The 17,293-nt window shown below is 55.8% G+C and carries 16 protein-coding genes; 2 read left to right on the top strand and 14 right to left on the bottom strand.

The annotated features are described in order from the left end of the window. Window positions 1–17 precede the first annotated feature (17 nt). From EYC82_RS10455 to EYC82_RS10505, 11 genes are all read right to left on the bottom strand, one after another. Window positions 18–2,447: a FimL-related protein gene (locus EYC82_RS10455; protein ID WP_279249472.1), complete on the bottom strand. Its 2,430-nt coding sequence runs from the start codon at window positions 2,445–2,447 to the stop codon at window positions 18–20. A 177-nt stretch (window positions 2,448–2,624) separates the two neighbouring features. Next, window positions 2,625–3,941 (bottom strand): methyl-accepting chemotaxis protein, encoded by a 1,317-nt coding sequence (locus EYC82_RS10460; RefSeq protein ID WP_279249473.1) that lies wholly within the window; start codon window positions 3,939–3,941, stop codon window positions 2,625–2,627. Next, a complete protein-coding gene (locus EYC82_RS10465) occupies window positions 3,934–4,500 on the bottom strand; it encodes a chemotaxis protein CheW (RefSeq protein WP_279249474.1) in 567 nt (188 codons plus the stop codon). The genes EYC82_RS10460 and EYC82_RS10465 overlap by 8 nt, the downstream gene beginning before the upstream one ends. A gap of 2 nt (window positions 4,501–4,502) precedes the next feature. Then, complete coding sequence (locus EYC82_RS10470) at window positions 4,503–4,913, bottom strand: response regulator (RefSeq protein WP_279249475.1); 411 nt, start codon at window positions 4,911–4,913, stop codon at window positions 4,503–4,505. A 262-nt stretch (window positions 4,914–5,175) separates the two neighbouring features. Then, complete coding sequence (locus tag EYC82_RS10475) at window positions 5,176–5,781, bottom strand: hypothetical protein (RefSeq protein WP_279249476.1); 606 nt, start codon at window positions 5,779–5,781, stop codon at window positions 5,176–5,178. 13 nt (window positions 5,782–5,794) lie between these two features. Beyond that, the gene (locus tag EYC82_RS10480) at window positions 5,795–7,936 is read right to left on the bottom strand and encodes a sigma 54-interacting transcriptional regulator (protein WP_279249477.1); all 2,142 of its coding nucleotides are present in this window, start codon (window positions 7,934–7,936) and stop codon (window positions 5,795–5,797) included. 32 nt (window positions 7,937–7,968) lie between these two features. After that, entirely contained in the window at window positions 7,969–8,961 is a 993-nt protein-coding gene (locus EYC82_RS10485) for an alpha-L-glutamate ligase-like protein (RefSeq protein ID WP_279249478.1), read from the bottom strand. Then, window positions 8,961–10,478 carry an inactive transglutaminase family protein gene (locus tag EYC82_RS10490; RefSeq protein WP_279249479.1) on the bottom strand — a complete coding sequence of 506 codons (1,518 nt, stop codon included), beginning with the start codon at window positions 10,476–10,478 and terminating at the stop codon, window positions 8,961–8,963. The genes EYC82_RS10485 and EYC82_RS10490 overlap by 1 nt, the downstream gene beginning before the upstream one ends. Then, complete coding sequence (locus EYC82_RS10495; RefSeq protein WP_279249480.1) at window positions 10,475–11,230, bottom strand: ATP-dependent zinc protease family protein; 756 nt, start codon at window positions 11,228–11,230, stop codon at window positions 10,475–10,477. Before EYC82_RS10495 ends, EYC82_RS10490 begins: the two co-directional genes overlap by 4 nt. Window positions 11,231–11,316: 86 nt before the next feature. Next, window positions 11,317–11,739 (bottom strand): nuclear transport factor 2 family protein, encoded by a 423-nt coding sequence (locus EYC82_RS10500; RefSeq protein WP_279249481.1) that lies wholly within the window; start codon window positions 11,737–11,739, stop codon window positions 11,317–11,319. Beyond that, window positions 11,736–12,437 carry a DsbA family oxidoreductase gene (locus tag EYC82_RS10505; RefSeq protein ID WP_279249482.1) on the bottom strand — a complete coding sequence of 234 codons (702 nt, stop codon included), beginning with the start codon at window positions 12,435–12,437 and terminating at the stop codon, window positions 11,736–11,738. The genes EYC82_RS10500 and EYC82_RS10505 overlap by 4 nt, the downstream gene beginning before the upstream one ends. Window positions 12,438–12,701: 264 nt before the next feature. Between EYC82_RS10505 and EYC82_RS10510 the strand changes: the two genes are divergently transcribed. Continuing rightward, complete coding sequence (locus EYC82_RS10510) at window positions 12,702–12,959, top strand: hypothetical protein (RefSeq protein ID WP_279249483.1); 258 nt, start codon at window positions 12,702–12,704, stop codon at window positions 12,957–12,959. A gap of 141 nt (window positions 12,960–13,100) precedes the next feature. Beyond that, window positions 13,101–14,012 (top strand): DUF3014 domain-containing protein, encoded by a 912-nt coding sequence (locus EYC82_RS10515; protein ID WP_279249484.1) that lies wholly within the window; start codon window positions 13,101–13,103, stop codon window positions 14,010–14,012. 247 nt (window positions 14,013–14,259) lie between these two features. Here the strand turns inward: EYC82_RS10515 and EYC82_RS10520 are convergent, their stop codons facing one another. The 3 genes from EYC82_RS10520 to EYC82_RS10530 form a co-directional block, all read right to left on the bottom strand. Then, complete coding sequence (locus EYC82_RS10520; RefSeq protein WP_279249485.1) at window positions 14,260–15,591, bottom strand: NAD(P)/FAD-dependent oxidoreductase; 1,332 nt, start codon at window positions 15,589–15,591, stop codon at window positions 14,260–14,262. 71 nt (window positions 15,592–15,662) lie between these two features. Continuing rightward, window positions 15,663–16,553: an aldo/keto reductase gene (locus tag EYC82_RS10525; RefSeq protein WP_279249486.1), complete on the bottom strand. Its 891-nt coding sequence runs from the start codon at window positions 16,551–16,553 to the stop codon at window positions 15,663–15,665. A gap of 233 nt (window positions 16,554–16,786) precedes the next feature. Continuing rightward, window positions 16,787–17,242, bottom strand: a complete 456-nt coding sequence (locus EYC82_RS10530) for a MaoC/PaaZ C-terminal domain-containing protein (RefSeq protein ID WP_279249487.1) — start codon at window positions 17,240–17,242, stop codon at window positions 16,787–16,789. Window positions 17,243–17,293: the final 51 nt, after the last annotated feature.

Here is a 17,293-nt window from a genome sequence, read left to right on the forward strand (position 1 = left end):
GATCCGTTGCCAGCCCACTACCGCGCGAGGGTTTTCGCGACGGGCTGTGGAGCGTTCGATTCTTCCAGATTGCTCAACAAGCCAGTGACGCCCGGTTCCTGCGAGGCCGACTCCCCATCCGCGCCTGCTGTCATGTCAAAACAGGCATTGGTCAGTTCGCGGATACGATCAACATCGGGGCCCGTATCATCCCCGTAGGATTTGACCAACTCCGGCAAGGCTGCGACCAACTGATTAACCAAAGATTGGACGGATTCGTCCGCGTCCAGTTCACCGTCGAGCGATCGGTCCAGCAGGTCTTGTGCTGCCCAGCCCAGCTCACCCAACATGTTTGCGCCCACCGCGCGACCATTGCCCTTAAACGTATGAAAGTGTCGGCGAATGTCGCGCAGGACACTGTCGTTGTCCGGATTCTGCAGCCAGTCTGTGGTCAACTCACTGAGCTCTGAAACCATTTCCTCGGATTCTTCGATAAAAACATCGCGGAACTCCGCCGGAATTTCAGTATCCTGCACCTGTGTTACGGGGGGTGCCGACTCGTCAATGGTGACAACATCGACAACAGACCGGCCCGGCGAACCGCTGCTATTCCACTTGTCTAACTCGGCTGCTCGGTCTTCTGCAAGCGCAATGATGGGGGCTGTATCATCCAAAGGGTCAATCAGTGAACGCTGCAAGTGCAGCTCAATCTGGGCAAAGGCATCCGCGAAGCAACGACACGCCTCGTCCTCGTGAATGCTATCCATCTCGCTGGCCGAACGGAGCCAATTGCGGCACTTGTCGATCACAGCGCCCTCCCGCTGCATCCCGACGAAGTGAAGTGCGCCAGCAATATCGTCCAGCAGATTCAGAGAGATATCCAGCGCTTCACGGTCGGTCATACCTTCCAACTGATCCATGAACTGCAGGGCCAACTCGTACAAAAGACCGGTATCCGGCACACCAGAATCCGCGTCTTTGATCGCTTGGCGTAATTCAGCATGGCCCTCGTCAAACTTATTCAGGTGTCGCTTGAGAGCGGTACTAAGGTGCAGTATTTCTTCGGCAGTATCAGGCTTCGTATTCAGCGCGGCCTTGAGCGCTGTGCGACGCAAGATCTGATGCAGATGGCTTTCAACCGCAGCCATTTGCTTGAAGGTAGCGGTAACCACCGTTTCCCTCAGCTCGAAATCCTTGCCCGCATAGCTGCTGTGTAACCCGTGATTCAGTTTGTGCTCCAGGTCGAGCTTGACGTCCACGATACCCCTGGACACGGAGCTGACCACCTCCGGAATATTAAGCGACTCACCGTTTTGATCGGATTGCAGCAACAGTGCAAGCTGCGTACGTACATTCTCCAGCGCCTCCGCATGTTGCATCTGACCTGCGGCGATTAAACGCTGCTCTGCCAGTTCGATATCCTCTTGAAGATTATTGGGCCGCGTTTCAGGCGGCAGCCGCAGAATATCCGCGACATCATTTGTCATAAGAAATTCGACAACTTTATCGAGTCTTTTCAGCGCACCTTCCAGTGAAATAATAATAGCGTCACTGTGCACCAACCCACGGCTCGCTTCGCTGATGGTATTTTTATCAATGCCGAAGGTTTCCCGAATTTGGGTTATATGTACCGGCATCGATTTACACGATGCAATGTAGTACAACATTTGCATCAGGTAGCTGCTGTAATCGATTGACTGATCGAGCTTGTCTCCATTTTCGCGAGCATATTTTATGGAAAAAGCGCCGGACTTGAATATTTGTGCAATACAATCATCGGGCTTGATCAACCCCGCGGCAATCCCCTCGCACAAACCAATCATTGCAAACCAGTAGCGCTCCGCTTCGGTGCCTGCAAACAGTTCCTGCATCTTTCTGGCAACACGCGCCACAGTCTTCATACTCTCGACAATCTTCACACCGCGCAAAGCCTGCTTTGCCATTTCCAGGTATAAAGCAAGCATGACATTGGCGCAGCTTTGTATCTCTTCGACCCCGGCCGTGCTCACATCCTGAGTAATTCCCACGCGCAAAGGAATCTCGATGTAGAAAAAGAACGCGCCAGAGCGAGGCTTTTCCGCAGACCAGCGACGCAAGTCATTGACAAAGTGCTCTAGCCCGCGGCCAGTATCCACGCGCACCGCTTCAGTGTGCTCAAGATAAGCGGGTATAATTTTAAGCGCTTGCATCAAGCCGCCCATGGCTAACTTACGGCGCTCGCCGACAATTTTTTCCTTGTAGAGAAAGTTGAGACTACGCTCCATTTCGAGTGTCAGCATTTCGGCCTTGCTCAAGCCCAACGTTTTGAATGTCGATGTGATCTGGTGCACTGACCACATGCAGCGCAGTAGAGCCTGCTTTTGCTTCGGATCGTCCCCAAATTCTACAAGGGCAGACTCGGCCGTATCGGCCTGGCCTTTTATCAGACCGATAACCCACTTCAACGCTACGATATCCGGTTTATTCATCACTGGCTCAGCCTCCAGTTTTCTGATGTGCGCAGACGCTCAACCACTGCAAGCGCTGCACGCTTGAATCCAGCAAGGTGACATATTCCCCGGCTCCGAGAATTATGTGCAGCTTCCGCTTAAGGATCAGCAGCTGCGCGCTGCTGATGCCACGGTCGCTCATGACACTCGCAGTGTTCATGAAATAGCCTGTACCGGCTTCGACGTCTCGAGAGCCTTCATTTCATCTTCGTCCAGCACTTTTCTGGCACTCTGGATTTTTTTCAAATCCTCGATGGCGGCCAGCGTGCGATCAGTTTCGCTGGTCTCTTCAATCCTGAACTGGCTCAAGCTACGCTCGACCTGAATCATCGACCTATTGAGGTTGCTGACACCCTGACGCGTAGTTTCATTGTAAGTACCGATTTCCGCATTGCGTTCACGGATAGCATCCATAGAGCTATTCATGTGGCGAGAGGTCGTTGCGGAATGGCCCGCGGCGTCGTCGACAGACGTAATCAGTTTGGTAATAGCTGATGACCCCGCGTTGATCTCCTCCAGCGAAGCATCCAGGCGGTCGATGTACTCCAGAATCGTCACCACGGTTCCGACCGTATTTTCCATACTGGCCAGGTTGTCCGCTGAAAGGTTCTGCAACATACGAACCTGAGAGATAATTTTACGCCCCTCCTCCTCTGCCTCACGCATCAGGTCACCGATAGATTCTGCGATGCCCAGAAACGGGCGCCCATGTTCGCCCGCTTTTTCCGCTTCGATACGGGTATTAATGGCAACAACCGAAATTTTGGTATTGAGTGCCTGTATATACTCCGCTGCTGCGGTCACCGACTGGATCAGCTCCCCCTGGCGTTTCGCGGACTTCGAAGTTTCCTGCACGGATTCGCGCACATCCACGGACGCTTTCGACATATCCTTGGTCAATTCATAACCCTGGGTTACTCGTTGACGGTTCCGCTCACAGGTACGAGCAGCCTCCGTCGTGGATTTTTTAATCTCTTCGCTGGTGCGTACCATTTCAGTGGCGGCCGCGATCGATTCGTTAACAGAGTGGGTCAGCTCACGGCCCTTCTCCACTTGGCCCGCTGACAGCGCACCAATCTCCGAAATCGACTCGTTAGACACCTTGAAAGGCATCTTTATATTGCGAATAAGCTCACGCTGTCGCTGGGTCGATGCGTTGATCTCCCTGGCGATATGCCGAGTGGCAGCATTTCCTTCGGGCACTTTTATCGTCAAGTCACCCTCCGCGATCTTGATGAGCGCGCTGGTGATCTCCGCCACGCCCTGCTCCGTCAGAACCACCCTGCGCCGCATGCCCTGATACGCAAGCAGTGCCGCTGCCAGGATTACCGGCGCGGCAAACAGCATGACCAGCACACCGGCTTGTGGCTCCATCACCAGTGCGTAAACCACCGCACTGGCAACGCCCAACGCACCCAGTCCTGCGGCAATGACTCCGTAGCTCGAAAACTCTGTATTCATACCTTTAATCATTTTCTTTCCTCCTTTGAGAAGAAGCTTTACCAGCACTGGCGTTGGACAGCTCTTCATCTGCCACCACCTTGTCAATATCAAGAATCGCCAAGAAATCTCCCTTATAGAGAAATCCACCCTGCGAGTACTCAGTGAAATCAGGGTCAACCTGATGGTCTGTAATGCGTTCCTCCACAGCGAAGCGCAAATCGCGCTGCACGTGGCTCAATGTGAGTCCGAAGTACATCCCCGGACGTCGAATGACAATGCAATATTCGCGAGCGCGGCCGGTATAGGGCCGGCCGCGGAACAAAACGTCACCGCTGAATACCGGCAGCAGGCCTCCCTTGTAGGCCGCCACACCGATAACCCAGTCCTTGGTGCCGGGGATCGCGGTCATTTCGGGCGTCTCGATGATTTCCTCAAGCCCGCCCGCCCCGATCAACAGGGGAACACCTGCTATGCCCAAAGACGTACCCACCCAGGTCTCTGCCACCTCTGGCAGCGCGGGCGAGGGCACGCTGTCGTAGGCATAGAGCCGTTCCAATAGTTCGAGTGACTGTAAAGCGGGCGCATTCATGATCAGGCCGCCGCCTTGCGCGCTGTATGGTTATAGATCAGCTCGCGGAGGACATTCTCGGGAGGTATTTTGGTCACATGTGCGGTGGCACCGCGTGCCTGACCCTTGGCTATATCAAAAATGCCGTCCGAGGACGACAGCATTACGACCGGGGTGTTGCGCGTGTCCTCCGCGTTTCGAATCAGGGTACAAGTCTGATAGCCATCTAGTTCCGGCATGGTAATGTCCAGAAAAATGAGATCCGGTTTGAAGCGACGCAGCATGCCGAGCGCCTTGTAGCCGTCCTCCGCACATTCCACTTCACACCCCATATTGCGCAGGGTATGAGACATCATCATGCGTATGGTTTTGGCATCATCGATGACGGCGATCTTGATACCGTTGAGCTCGTATTGTTCCGTAGCGTCGTTCATTGTCTCCCTCGCAATTCGTGCAGTTATTCCAATGGGTTATGTTGTTACAGTATTTGTATTCCACAGGCATGCGGCAAGGAAAAACTGGAGATTTCTAAAGAAAGTCCGGATTTTTGTCTGGGCATAGCCGTAGCGGACCCGCAAAAATTACGTATCTTGCTGTTTTATATAACTTTTTAACGGCGCTACGAAAAGAGTGAACCAGGTCTCAAAAATACCCCCTACCCTCTTGCGCTGGCGAAAACACAGGGCAGACGCTCCACTATTCGGGGAACATAAAGCTCTTGAACGGCTCCAGGTGACCCGCCTGGAAATCGCGTAATTCGTAAATATTGAACTTTTGCATCAGTGTCAGGCAGCGCTGAAACACCTGATCAGCATCATAGGCGGTGGGCGGGATACCGTACTCATCGGTGATTTGCGCAAATATGGTGGAGGCGATTTCGCGCCGAGTCTGATCCTCCCGGTACAGGGCCTGATTGACAGGAGAGGAAACAATGGGCGAACCATAGACCAGAAATGCCTCCCAGCGTTTTAAATCCTGTCCCTCACCCAGCTGTGCCACCAGAAATTTAACCATGTTGTGCAAGTCCAGGCGGGACGGCAGCACGTCTTTCTGCAACCATTGGCGCACATCCGTCTCGCGCCAATCGCTGTTAATCCCTAGCAGGCTTATCACCCGGCCTTCCGCCTGGGGCGGCGCGACGTTGGCCAGATCCCACAACATATTCAGCCGGGCCGAAAAACCCAGGCTCAATGGCAGGCTTGAATCTGCACGCTCGACATACTCACGGGCATACTCTTCCGGAGCTTTGGTCTTCCCGGCCGGCGTCGATTTTCGAGCGCCGGCGATCAATTTTCCTGACATGTTCTATACCCTTTCAAGAGGCCAGCACCTCCCGCAAACGCTTGTGGTAGGTGGGTGCAGACACACCCAGAATACGAGCCTTGCTGGCAGTGCTCAACGATCCGGCTTGTTCGAACAGTTGTGCCAGCACCGTATCCCCCACCAACGACAACGGTGAGACCTCGGGTGGCGCAGTTACCCTGACCCACTCCCATAACAATCGGCGGGGTGTCTGCCACACGGAACTGTTATTACGTTCCTCTTCCCGGTCCTTTATTTTAGGTAACCAGCGGCTAATATTTCGCGCCCGTGTATGCAGAAATTCGGCGGCACGGGGCAGATCTCCGCGGTAGCGGTCCAGTGCAGCCAATACAATGTCATCCTGAGCCCACGCTCCCAGCGGCTTGACCATCTCCAGTGACAGCAGGCTGTGCACCGCCTCGCCCAAAGCAACATGCACCGCCTCCAGAGCGGTCGGGGTGTAAGTGGTCTCATCGCTTTCCGGCGCTAATGCCGCTGTCAAAAAAGGCTGCGTCTCCGGCACCAGAGGCGCGCCCTGAACGCTGATCCCCTTGAACAGGCCAAGATCTACAGGGGTCAGCCAGTCTTTAGGGGTCTTGTCTAGCGCGTCCTGAATACATTGGCGCATTTCACTGATATTACCTGGCCAGTCGTATTGCAACATGGCCTGCTCCGCGTCAGGCGTAAAGCCCTTCATATCACGATCGCGCAGTGCACCTTCCTGGCCAAGTATCTTGTGTGCCCAGCGCAAAACCGCCTGCTTACGGTCACGAATCGGGGGCACCCGGATGGGATAACCAGCGAAAGCACTGGCCAGAGACTGCGTCAATTCGCCGCGTCGCAATAGCGCCTCAAGGGATTCAGGAAACAACGCAATCAACTTCACGCGAGGCATTGCCGTGGGCGGCGTAACGTCGGCCAGGGTTCGGGAGGCAATTTGCCGCGCCAGCTTTTGCTGCGCATCCTCATGCAGCAGGTGGGGTGATTTAAACACCAACGTTCTTCCCTCGGCGTCTGCGAGTTCCCGGGCTATGCGAGCCTGGGCCGCCTTGCGACTGCGGAAGTCCCGGCAATTGATTGATACAAGCATCTCGCCGGCGGTTCCGGATTCATCGTGTATCACTTGAGCAACATACATCTTGCCGGTACCTGCCTCTCCGATGATAGCGACAGGAAGGTCGAGTCCAGCGAGAAAAATAGCCTGGTCCACCGCGCCTTCCATATTATCCACCACGTAGCCGTCGATACCCTTCTCGATTGGCGCAACAGGAGGCGCGGTCGAAACAGAGGCTGTCGGGTTCTCAAGCGGCGCTTCCCGAACCTCGGGCGGATCGTCGGAGCGCGCACTGGCATAAATCCCGCCAGAACTGGCCAGGCGACCGCCAACCAGTGCACTGTCACGCGCGCCCGCAAACCGAATAATCTCGCCCTCACCACTGTATTGTGCAAGCGTCAGGGAGGTACTGGCTGCCCAAAGCGTGGCCACCCCGCTGCACCCGGCCGAGCGATTTGCCAGCCCGATAGACAGACGGCCGCCTGCAGCAATGAAGCCAGCGTCTGCGTGCTCGCGGCGCAGGTGAGACAAGAGGGCCAGGCAGATATCCTGCGCTGCTTCACCGAGGGTCTGATCGAGACGAATCGCTATGGCGGACGCCAGCGGTAAAGCCACTTCGTCCCGCTTGCGCAGGATACCCCGCAGACTGGCATACATGGCCGACATCAAGCGGACGAATTCATCTGTAGCAGCCGCCCCGTCCAAAGAAACGCGATCGAGACCAAGGACAGCCGCCGTATCCCCGGGCGACAGTGCAGCAGCGAGGCTGAACTGTGTGTCACCGGTTAGCTCCCACAGAAACAAATCCCGCGCTGTTGTCGCTCCCACACTGCAGGGCGACAGCAAGCCCGCAAGTATGGTGTCCCGACCTCCGGGCAGGTTGATGACAAACGAAGGGATTTTCACATGGCCATCAAGTTGCAGGGCCTGCGCAAGAATCAACTCGCACTCTTTCCGACAGTGAATGACACGGGGCCACGCTTGTCCCTGCAACTGAGAGAGCTCGACTCCCAAGAGACGGGCCGCCGGGCTGTTGGCATCGATGATATCGCCATTCACCGCATCGATCGAAAGCCAGGCCTCATCGAGTCGTTCACGCATCACCATTATTTACCCACCTTGCCAGAACATGGCTAAGCAACTTCCGCGCCCGCCCCGGCCGGATTTTTCTCCAATTCTGCAAACTGTCGCATGGCATAGTCGACCCTGTGCTCGCTGCGAAAACGCCGGTTCAATGTCAGTCCTTCTATATGCCGCAGACGCGGCAACAAGCCGCGCCCGTTGGCGATCTGTATGGCGAGCCCTGGTCGGGCGTTGAGTTCCAGCAGTTGAGGGCCCTGCAGTCTGTCCAACACGATATCAGTACCGATATAGCCCAAGCCAGTCATGTCGTAACACTGGGACGCCAGCAGAAGGATATCGCGCCAACCCTCTATATGAATGTCGCCAAGGGCCTGCCCGGTATCCGGGTGCGTACTGACGGGACGGCCGAACTGCGCGGCGTAAAGACAGCGACCCGTATCCAGCGCCAGGCCAACACCCACCGCGCCCTGATGCAGATTCGCCTTGCCATCGGAGGCATGCGTAGATAGCCGTAACATCGCCATCACGGGGTAACCTTTGAAAACGATTATGCGTATATCGGGCACGCCCTCGTGTGAGTACCCCGAAAAACACTCGTCGAAGGCTATCAGGTCCTCAACAATTGCCACGTCTGGAGACCCTCCAAGAGAATACAAACCCGCCAGGATATTACTCATATGCCTGCGAATATCACTGATTGAAACCTCGGCGCCGGAGCTGCGAACGAACTGATCGCCATGCCGGCCGGTTACGACCATGATGCCCTTGCCACCAGATCCCTTGGCCGGCTTCAAGGCGAAGTGCTCAAGTCCCGCAAATTCCTGCTCAATGTGGTTGATTTCATGTTGCTCACGCACGACGAACCGCAACAGGGGGGTCGGAACACCGTATTCCTGTGCCAGCAGTTTGGTCTGTAACTTGTTATCGACCAGCGGAAATAATGTGCGGTCATTGTAACGGTTGATGAAATCGACATTGCGACAATTCATGCCGAGCATGCCATAGTTTTTTAGTCGTTTTCGAGACACCCACGGCCTGCCCATCAGAGGTCGTCCATTGCTCTAAAGCGCCACAGTTCAGATAGTTTGTATCCTGTATATTGACCCATCGCCAAAATGGACGCCAGCAGCACCAGGTTAAGCTCCGGAAAATTAAAGGACAGATGAACCAGCAGCGGGTTCTGCATTAGCAAGTAGGCGAGTACCGCCACCAACAAGCTGCCCCCACCCTGCTTCATCACCTCCGATGAGCCGTCTTCCTCCCACAGGATCGACATACGCTCTATCGTCCAGGCAATAATGATCATGGGGAAGAACGTAATAGTCATGCCCGTACTGAAACCCATCTGGTAGCCGATAATACTAAGAGCAGAGATGAGAAAAACCACCAGCACGATCAGTGTAGCGATCCGTGCCACCAGCAGAAGGTTCAAACGCGAGAGGTAGCTACGCAGTGCAAGACCCGCGGCGACAATCAGCACGAAGCTGACCAAGCCTGCCACCAGCGAGGTCTGCAGGAAAGCTAACGCAATCAGAACTGGCATAAATGTGCCCGACGTCTGCAAGCCGATGATAACCCGCATGAACACCACCACTGCCGCGCCAAGTGGCAACAGCAGTAGTAGTTTGAACATACTTTGCTCCTCGATCGGCAGACGCTGCACCCCCAGCCGTGAAAACAGCCCCTCACCATTGCTGGCGCGGGCCAGCTGGGTCGCGGGAACCGATTGTCGAATCATCGAAAACTGCACACGGGATTTTGCACCGCCAATAACATCCAGCACCGACGCGCGGCCTCGGGTCCATACCAGAAAATCTGCGGGCAAACCCACCGCACCGGTGCGCGGATCCACCAGCAACCACTCGCTGCCCGTGTAAAATTCCACCAAACGCGACAGGGTCTGTCGGCGGCGGGCGTCCTCGAGATAGAGTCCCTTAACGGAGCGCGTCGCAATGTCAGCACGCTCTAGCAGATGCATCAGAAGATCTGAGCGCTGATCAGCCCCGGAGCGCAACAAGGCGGCGTTCTGTGAGGTCGCACTGTCAAGCAGCTTGATCAATTCCCGGGTCAGGCTCTGGGGAGAACTGGAACGCTCGCGGGCCACCTTCAGCAGATCCCGGGCTGCCAGTTCACGCGCCTCGTCCCAGTATACGATTCTCGCATAGTCGACCGGGGGATCATTGGCGTGGTTATCATCCCGGTTTTCGGACTCCACCAGCTGCGCGCTGTAATAGAGAGACTGCTCACCCGATGCCTCGCGCCGGGTCCACTCCGCGCGTCGACTGCGGCGCTCTGTCAGGATCGCAAAGCCGTACCCCGGGGACGCAGCCTGTTCGGCGAAAAGCTCATAGCCAGGCAACTGATCCTCGGGTAAAGCGAGACTGGCAGTGACGGCGCCACCATCCGCGTCAAAATCGATACGCGCCTCTACCAACCAGACAGACTTCTCCTGCCCCGGCAAAAACGGGGTCCCGGTAACCACGTGCCGCGCAATCGCCAGTATCACGCCGCCCAATGCCAGCAGCACCAGAATAGCGAAGAAACCACGTTTCTGGTTCACGGTAAAGTCTCTGCACGGGTCCGGGGGAGAGCATAAGGGGCAATGTGTTTGCGGCTAACATCCACCACTATTACGTCGTTGAGAACACTGCGTCCGATCTGGGCTTGGTAACCATTGTGTGTCCGTTCAGAGAGGATAAACTCCACCGTCTGAGCGAAGGGGCCAATAACCACCCTCATCCGGATTAGGGGACGACGTCGAGTTTTGCCGGAAACCGTTTGCACCATACCCACCATCCGCCGCACCCGACGTTCCGCGCGAACAGACTCCCCCGAGACCGGATTCACTACATTAAAGCGCACCCAACGCTTGCCATCCCGTTCAAATAATTCAATATCTCGCACACTCAGTACCGAGGTATCCGCGCCGGTGTCTATCCTCGCAACCAGAGCAAACTCCAGATCACTTATCCAGATGGATTCCAGACCGCCCACCACGGTTTTACCCGCGATTCTCTCTATTTCCGGACAGGCCTGAACCGGGGAACACTCGGCCGCAACCGGAGCCAGAGCCTGATCAATACCGTCCCCTAAACGCTGGATATCACGCTGCTGCGTCTGCAGCTGAAGCCCGTATTCGCGCAAGAGTGCATCGGCTTCAGCCTGATTGACCAGTGATTGATCCACCTTTGACATTAATTGGCCAAGCCGCGGGTCACTTTCTGCCTGCTCGCCAACTAGCGGAGCACAGGCAGCTGACAGGGACAGCAACACAATCCACAGGGGCAGGCTATAGATATAACGGTTTGGCATAGTGGTTGGGACTAAAACAGGCTGGCAGTTTGCGAGTCGCCACTCTAACGACCACGCTCACGAAAGTAAATTCCCCCTGTAACGGCTCAGGAGACATCCACCGGCCCGCTTCTGGACCAGAGCAGATTGAAAACTCGCCGCGCAATGCGCCAACCCGTCGATGTGCGCCTCAACTGATCCTGATAGCGTATGCCCATATCAATCTTGCAGGTTTCACCCCCATTCTTTCGCAAGTGCGAAGCGAGGCAATAGGTTTCGCCCTCGGCCACATCGCCATCGACCTCGTAGAGCGTGTTAAACACCTGATGCGAGGTCGTCGTGTAGGTTTCCAGGGCGAGCATCATCTCCTGAATATGCGCAAGGGAGCGGACCTCGCGCCCGGAATAATCGAAAACAGCATCCTCGCAGAACACATCAGCAAACCCCGGGTAGTTCTTGCTATCGGCGCATCTGGCGTATTGGTACATAAGCCGCTGTATCGCCACGTGGTCTTCAACGGTAATCGTCATCTGGTTTCCTTTGCGTAAATCTTGCCCAGAATTCGTGCAAAGGTGTCGGACTCCTGTGCGCCCTGCACCATATACTGTTGTTGAAAAAAAAACGCGGGTACAGCGTGTATGTCGCGCTCACGCCACTGCGCTTGCTGCTCCCGCACCGTTCCAGCGAAGCGTGCGTCATTGAGTACAGATTTCGCTTCGTCCGAATCGAGCCCGACAGAACCCGCGACATCGCCCAGCAGGTGCACATTGTCGACATCACCACGATGGCTAAAGAATGCCTCGAACAGGGCCATTGCCAGTTCGGTCTGCAATCCCTGCACACCTGCCCAATACAACAACTGGTGTGCGCGAAACGTATTCACCATACGCATGTCGTCGTAGTAATCGAAACGAAAACCCAGTGCGTCGCCCAGTTCAACAAACCTGCGTCGGGTACTTTGACTCTGGGCTGCACCCGCGCCGTACTTGTGCGCGATATGCTCGCGCAGATTCTGCCCTTCCGCGGGCATCTGTGGATTTAGCTCAAATGGGTGCCAGCGGATCGAAGCCTCAAATTGATCCACCGTGCTCCGTAATGCTTTCATCAATTGCTTGTAGCCAACGATACACCAGGGACAAACCACATCCGAGACAATATCCACCTGCAGTGGCAGCGGGGCTTGATTCGATGACATTTTGTCTCCGTCGCTATCGCTTGTATCGCTCATGTTAAAGCCTAGCGCCGGAGCATGCGAGGCCCAGCCGCCGAAGTGAACGCTGCACATCAGTATGGCAGGCCCGTGTCCCTGCCAAACGACAGCACGGCTATTGTAAATGGAGAACTAGAGCACATCTCTGGGAAAATCTGCAGTTTTCGCTGGAATTGGGTTTTTTTTACACAGCGGCGCTGCTACAACAAAGATTCAACTCAACATGACTGTGCATATCAATTCTCACAACAGAGCCGGTAGCACATTCGTAGAGGCACCACGATGAAATTACTCGAACACTCGGCGCAGGGCGCCTCGATCCAGTTAGATCAGAGAGAGCTATTGCTGGTCATGGCCCTGGTGCAGGAGGGCAGAGAATCCTTTGGCTGCAATACGAACAGTGGTCGCGCGCTGGACGAGCTGATCAGTCAGGCCAACGTACTGGTCGAGACAGCCCGAAGGGACAGGCTTGAGCGCCCCCGAATCAGTAGCGTAGTAAACTCGCAACACGGACTGCCCCGGGACGCCTCCAACGGATAGCTCCTCCCTCCCTCCCTCTCGCCGGCCCACTCCGCTGGCCGAAAAGTGCTATCGAGCGTATCCTGTTTTTCTTGACCAACTCAGCACGGCGATCACCGTATAACCGACGCCTGACGAGTAATCCATGATGGAGCACACCGCATGAAAGCAGATCCCGATCAGCACCTCGTTGAGCGACCGCGACGGAAACGACCGCCCCTGGTCGAAGCGTTGCTGCTCCTCGGCGTTATTGGCGCACTCACCTACTGGTATCTGAGTGTGAATAGGCAGGGGCCCGATGCCGTTATCGAAGCGCCTGCGCCAACACGGGAAGCATTCCGTGAAACCCTGTCAGCCGCACCCGATATACCGAGGCGCGAGGACACAGCTGCATCCGGATCGCTCACAACGTCGCAAAATCAGGCGGCCGCCGGCAGTGCGAGCCGACAACCGTCCACCCAACCAGAATCACAGGTAGCAACAGTCTCACTGGAACAAGGCGATGCCAGAGTGCGCGACTTCGTCAATGGACCGGGGTCGACTCTCGGCTTGGATAAGCTAGCTACCAGCCCGCACCCCATTGCTACAACGGCGGCGCTGATAGACGGAGCAAGTCGTGGCTTGCTTCTGCGCAAAATGCTGCCGCTATCACCACCCTCGGCAGCCTTCAGCGTCAGTGGGGACGGTGATCTTCTGTACATGGCGCCGGACAGCTACGAACGCTATAACAGCTTTGCCAAAACAGTGGCCTCACTGGACAGCAACGACATCGCGAACGGCTTCCATCAATTGCGTCAACTCTATGAAGCTGCCTACGACGAACTGGGACTTGACCCCGCCGAGTTCGACAATGCCGTTATTCGGACGCTCGATACGGTGCTGGCAACACCCCAGCTAAAAGAACCCATCGCCGTGAAACGAAAGTCCGTCGTTTACGTTTACGTAGATCCTGCATTGGAAAGCCTCCCTCCGCTGCAAAAGCAGCTGTTGCGTATGGGACCGGATAATATTCTGCTTATCAAGCAATTTGCTCGAGCCATGCGGAACAGGCTACTAGAGCCCCGCGGGTATTAGATTGGCAGAGCACCCCCGATAGATAAGGCCACCGCTTTCACCAAGTTGGCGCAATCACCCCGCTCAAAGCAGCGGTCACCGCGCGGGCTTCCTCGCGCGCCATCCCCTCAAGAATTCGCAACCAACCCATGGACCGACGTCATCCAGAGGGAGCGAATAGACACGCCCTACCGATGACGCGAAGATTACGACTCAAAATGGGTTTAAGAACTGCGATGGAACACGGTTCGGCCTTGACTGCAGGATCTTAAAACCGGTCGCGTAAACGATGGTAAAGCATCTCCGCCGCCATCGCATAACCCCCTAGCTTGCGACCCAGAGGTATGCGCCCCGGTGACACACGCTCGAACATTTCAAGGCGAGCGGTGTTGCCCTGCACGGCATCGCACAGTATATCACCGCAAGCATGACTGAGACTCAGCCCATGGCCGCCATAACCCTGACTATAAAAAACGTTCGGCGCGAGGCGACCGAGCAGAGGTACCCGTTTGATCACGACGGCCATTTGCCCGCTCCAGGCATAATCCAACCGTTTATCAGCAAGCGAAGGATACACCGCGCGGATCCTGCGGCGCATAGCTTGCCTGGGATCAGCGGGCTCCCGTCCGGTGTAGTGGCAGCCGCCACCAAACAATAATCTCCGATCTGACGAAAGGCGGAAGTAATCCATCACCAGACTTTGATCGCAGACCGCAATGTTCTGCGGATTGATAGCACGCATCTCCGCCTGAGTCAGCGGCTCAGTGGCCACGATAAACGTGCTGGCAGGAAATAACAGGCTGGAAAACGTGGCCTGCTCTAACAGGTGATATGCGTTGCCGGCAAGCAAGACATGATCAGCCAGCACTTTGCCGCACGAGGTGCGCACTACCGGGCGAGCGCCTTGCTCAATCGCTAACACCGCGCTTCCCTCGTGAATCATAACGCCCAGGCCAGCGGCGGCACGCGCCTCCCCCAGGCACAGATTCAGTGGATGCAGGTGTCCACTGCGCCAGTTGAGCATACCGCCAATATAGCGATCGGTGCCAATCAGTTGAGGTAACTCCCCCCGCGGGACCAGACGCACCTCATTTTCCGAGCCACGGGCGCAAAGTCGGTCATACCAGAATTTCTGCTTATCAAGATGCCGGGGCTTGGTAGCTACATCAATGTAACCGTAGTTCAGATCACAGTCGATCCGGTACTGTTGCACCCACCGCGCGATGATGTCATGGCCGAGGTAGCCCAAATCGAACAGCGAATCCGCCAGCACAGGCCCGGCGACCGTCTCTAAGCGATCCTCCCCCGGTACGCCGCCCACCATTTGCCCACCACACCGTCCCGAGGCACCCCAGCCCACCCTGTTCTGTTCCAGCACCGTCACCGAAAATCCGCGCTCGGCGAGCAAGAGAGCAGCGGATAAACCGGTAAACCCCGCCCCGATGACACAGACATCGGTACGAGCATCTCCATCCAGAGGAGGGTACTCGGCAGCGTCGTTTCGCGTTGCCGCGAAGTAAGAGTCACAGTGTGGATCGGGTGAGTGCACAGGGTCGCTGCCGATGTAATGATTGCTTTCAAACTTCGGTGTGCGCCACATAATGCCAGTTCAATCGCAGCGATCCAAGGATAACAACGGGCAGTCAGTCGCAGAACCGCCGATCAGGCGAATCAGGCGGAGGCATCTATGCCGGCAAGCGCGTTAAGCTCCAGTTGCGCGAGGGACTTGATACCGGGAATCACCGTACCCACCTGCGGATTCTGCAAGCACCACGCGATGGCCCAGGTCGCCGCATTCACACCTGGGGGCTTGGCCTTCAGGGCCTCGTGTGCAGCATCGAGCCGCTGGCTCAGGTTATTTCTGGGCAGGAACAACGCACGTACATCATCAAACACATGCTCACGTTGATACTTGCCACTGAGCAACCCCATCGCCAGAGGTGCCCGAGCAATAACACCAAGATCCATCTCACTGGCGACCGGGAACACAAATTTTGCTGCCCGCCGGGTAATAGCATTGTAAACGGTTTGCAGAACACTGATGCCATACTCTCGCGACTTCGACACCTGCTGCTGCATTTTGGGCCGTCCCAACGAATTACCGAGGAAGCGAATTTTCCCAGCATCTACCTGTTTGTTCAGCATCGTCCAAAGATCGTCGTTATCGAAATGCTCGTCAGGCGCAGAGTGCAACTGGTACAGATCGATGTAATCTGTGCGCAGCGCGCGCAGGGAGTCTTCGAGTTGAATCAGAACCTGGGCAGGCCCGTAGTTTTCGTCGCCGAGATCGTTACCCGGGTTATGCCCAAATTTTGTCGCAACAATCCAGCGTTCGCGCTGATGCGCAATAGCGCTACCAATTAAACGCTCGGACAGGTGATCAGGGCCATAACACTCCGCCGTATCAATAAAATTGATCCCCAGTTCACCTGCGCGGGACAGGATACTGTCGACCTCAGACTGCTCGAAAGTTTTGCCCCAAACTCCGGCCAGCTGCCACGCTCCCACACCCACCACGGAGACAGAAAGTTCAGTGCGTCCAAGCCTGCGATATTGCATCATTTATCACGCCCTCTACTCAATTGGAGCAGCCTCCAGGTCTGTCACCAGAAGTCCATTCTCTGGCCTCACGGGTGCTATTACTTGACAGTCATAGTCACATCTTCTTGCGCAGTATCACCAGCACATTGAACGAAAATGCAGCGAGAGCAGGCCTGCATGAATGCGAGCGTCTCGTGTGATTCTTTCTGCAAGGTAAAGCGCTTTTGCTGGCAAATATGGCCTCTTACTGTGGCTCATCCAGTCTCACGTCTCTCAATCAAATACGCACACTCCAGGGTGAACACCGTCTGACCCTCTTGGTTGAACATGCGACAAGCCGTTCTCACCACACCGAGCCCGGGGCGGGAGGCGGAGGGTCGTGCTGACAGCACGGTGTAGGCGCTTCTCAGTATGTCCCTCGGTCGAACAGGCGCGTGCCATTGCAACTTGTCGAAACCCAAAGCGCTGACCGCGGCTGATTGCCTGCTTCTGTCAATATCAGCATTGCCAATGCGCACATAGATTGAAAAAATATGTGCAGAAGAAGCCACCAGACCGCCGAACAGTGAATTCCTCGCGGCCTCCGGATCCGTATGAAACGGACGCGGGTCCCAGCGCTCGCCCACCTCAATAATTTCCTCTTCGGTAACGCTGTATCGATCTTCGAACACTACTTCGCGGCCCGTAGTCAGGTCTTCAAAATACAACATTGGCCTCCTCTCCGGCGCTGCATGGTCTGTGTGGTATTTCCATCGTTTACT

The sequence above is a fragment of the Candidatus Marimicrobium litorale genome, assembly GCF_026262645.1.
In the GTDB taxonomy this organism is placed as follows: Bacteria; Pseudomonadota; Gammaproteobacteria; order Pseudomonadales; family Halieaceae; genus Marimicrobium; species Marimicrobium litorale.

Coding starts and splice junctions, on each gene's coding strand:
- EYC82_RS10455 (WP_279249472.1), bottom strand. CDS start 2,447: ATGAATAAACCGGATATCGTAGCGTTGAAGTGGGTTATCGGTCTGATA.
- EYC82_RS10460 (WP_279249473.1), bottom strand. CDS start 3,941: ATGATTAAAGGTATGAATACAGAGTTTTCGAGCTACGGAGTCATTGCC.
- EYC82_RS10465 (WP_279249474.1), bottom strand. CDS start 4,500: ATGAATGCGCCCGCTTTACAGTCACTCGAACTATTGGAACGGCTCTAT.
- EYC82_RS10470 (WP_279249475.1), bottom strand. CDS start 4,913: ATGAACGACGCTACGGAACAATACGAGCTCAACGGTATCAAGATCGCC.
- EYC82_RS10475 (WP_279249476.1), bottom strand. CDS start 5,781: ATGTCAGGAAAATTGATCGCCGGCGCTCGAAAATCGACGCCGGCCGGG.
- EYC82_RS10480 (WP_279249477.1), bottom strand. CDS start 7,936: ATGCGTGAACGACTCGATGAGGCCTGGCTTTCGATCGATGCGGTGAAT.
- EYC82_RS10485 (WP_279249478.1), bottom strand. CDS start 8,961: ATGGGCAGGCCGTGGGTGTCTCGAAAACGACTAAAAAACTATGGCATG.
- EYC82_RS10495 (WP_279249480.1), bottom strand. CDS start 11,230: ATGCCAAACCGTTATATCTATAGCCTGCCCCTGTGGATTGTGTTGCTG.
- EYC82_RS10500 (WP_279249481.1), bottom strand. CDS start 11,739: ATGACGATTACCGTTGAAGACCACGTGGCGATACAGCGGCTTATGTAC.
- EYC82_RS10505 (WP_279249482.1), bottom strand. CDS start 12,437: ATGAGCGATACAAGCGATAGCGACGGAGACAAAATGTCATCGAATCAA.
- EYC82_RS10510 (WP_279249483.1), top strand. CDS start 12,702: ATGAAATTACTCGAACACTCGGCGCAGGGCGCCTCGATCCAGTTAGAT.
- EYC82_RS10515 (WP_279249484.1), top strand. CDS start 13,101: ATGAAAGCAGATCCCGATCAGCACCTCGTTGAGCGACCGCGACGGAAA.
- EYC82_RS10520 (WP_279249485.1), bottom strand. CDS start 15,591: ATGTGGCGCACACCGAAGTTTGAAAGCAATCATTACATCGGCAGCGAC.
- EYC82_RS10525 (WP_279249486.1), bottom strand. CDS start 16,553: ATGATGCAATATCGCAGGCTTGGACGCACTGAACTTTCTGTCTCCGTG.
- EYC82_RS10530 (WP_279249487.1), bottom strand. CDS start 17,242: ATGTTGTATTTTGAAGACCTGACTACGGGCCGCGAAGTAGTGTTCGAA.